This window comes from Corynebacterium sp. HMSC073D01, assembly GCF_001815555.1.
Lineage (GTDB): Bacteria > Actinomycetota > Actinomycetes > Mycobacteriales > Mycobacteriaceae > Corynebacterium > Corynebacterium glucuronolyticum.
Map to the genome: position 1 here is coordinate 84,571 of NZ_KV821082.1, position 310 is coordinate 84,880.

Below are 310 nucleotides of genomic sequence, written 5' to 3' on the forward strand. Positions count from 1 at the left end.
TGAAAGGCTGCTCCCGAAAGAGCAGCGACCCGTTTTCTGTGTATTCTCCTGCGATTCCTGCATCCCTCAATGAGAGGCTGCTCCCGAAAGAGCAGCGACCTCGGAAACCAGCAGGCGGGAACGGCACGCATCCACCTCCCCTCAATGAAAGGCTGCTCCCGAAAGAGCAGCGACAGCTGTGACGCGACATGTAAAGCAGAAGCAGTGGAGGCCCTCAATGAAAGGCTGCTCCCGAAAGAGCAGCGACACGGTTGATGACACCGGACGCACCCTCACCGGCAACCCCTCAATGAAAGGCTGCTCCCGAAAG